Genomic DNA, 1,289 nt, shown 5'->3' with positions numbered 1-1,289 from the left:
CCGGCTACAATCCCCATAGCGCCAGTCTTGCCCGCGGCTCCGTTCAATCCGGCTTGCAATGAGGTCCGACAACCAGCCGGACGCTCCGTCGTGCCTGCAGACCTCACAGAAGCCTCCAGATTCCCTTAGGCTTGCAAATCTGATTCATATGTGGACGCCCCCTATGGCAAGGGCTCTTTTTCGGGATGGTTTTGATCGGTTGCTTTCATATGTCCGGCCTTTTTGTGCGGCGTGATGTTTGCTGCTGGCCATGATGGAAATCCGCCGGTGAGGTCCCTGATCAAGCTGACGCACTTATAAGGCGCATTGAATCAGACGGGTTGGTCTCACCATTGGCTCGATCGTTACTCATCATCGACTGCCGTTACCAATTCGGGTGATCTGTGTTTCGTCAGGCTGTGAGTTCGTAAGGTCGATAGGCTTCCTTGCGCGTCAGTACGACCCACGCGATCCGGGCGAGCTTGTTGGCGAGTGCAACGGAGACAAGCCTGAACGGCTTTTTCTCCATGAGCTTTCTGATCCAGTTCGCCATGGGCGTTGGCTTGTCCTTTGTGTGGCGGATTACGGCGGTGGCGCCGACGACGAGCAAGCGACGCAAGTATCTGTCTCCCTGCTTGGAGATGCCACCGAGCCGTGCCTTGCCGCCGGTGGAATGTTGTTGTGGTGTCAGCCCGAGCCAGGCGGCGAACTGCCTGCCCGAGCGGAACTGATCGGGATCGGTGACGGTGGCGGCAAGAGCCGTGGCCGTGATCACGCCGAGGCCAGGGATTCCGGCGAGCCGGCGACTGGCCTCGCTCTCGGCATGCCAGGCCATGAGCTGCCGATCCAGTTCCGCGATCTCATCGTTGAGTGCCATGATCTGGCGAACAAGAACCCCCAGAGAAGTATGGGCATGAACTGGTAAAGCGTTTTCGTCGGACAGCGCCTGTTCGGCTAGCTTCGCCAGATTAGCGATGCCGGGATTTGCGACAAGACCGAGTTCGGCCAAATGCGCGCGCAAGGCATTGGCGATCATGGTGCGTTGGCGCACGAGCAACGATCGGGCGCGATGGGTCATGAGAATGCTCTGCTGCTCGATCGTCTTCACCGGTACGAAACGCATCGTCGGGCGCTGCACAGCTTCGCAGATCGCTTCGGCATCGAGCGCGTCACTCTTGCCGCGTTTGACTAATCGTCAGGTGACCATAATGCGGAGGAGCGCGGTCTGATCGGCAGATTTTAGCCGTTTTTGTCCATGTTCCTCCGCATTATTTCAGAGTGTGTCGAGCCAGGCGAGCACGCTCGCATCG

1 pseudogene is annotated in these 1,289 nt (G+C 58.6%); it reads right to left on the bottom strand.

Annotated elements, in window-relative coordinates:
• Positions 1–391: 391 nt before the first annotated feature.
• Positions 392–1,168, bottom strand: a pseudogene (locus ABVQ20_RS40405) (IS110 family RNA-guided transposase); the annotation flags it as partial.
• Positions 1,169–1,289 lie beyond the last annotated feature (121 nt).

Origin of the sequence: Mesorhizobium shangrilense, assembly GCF_040537815.1 — a bacterium.
Taxonomy (GTDB): Bacteria; Pseudomonadota; Alphaproteobacteria; order Rhizobiales; family Rhizobiaceae; genus Mesorhizobium; species Mesorhizobium shangrilense.
The sequence above is the reverse complement of the archived record's forward strand: the minus strand, read 5'-3'. Positions and strand labels throughout refer to the sequence as shown.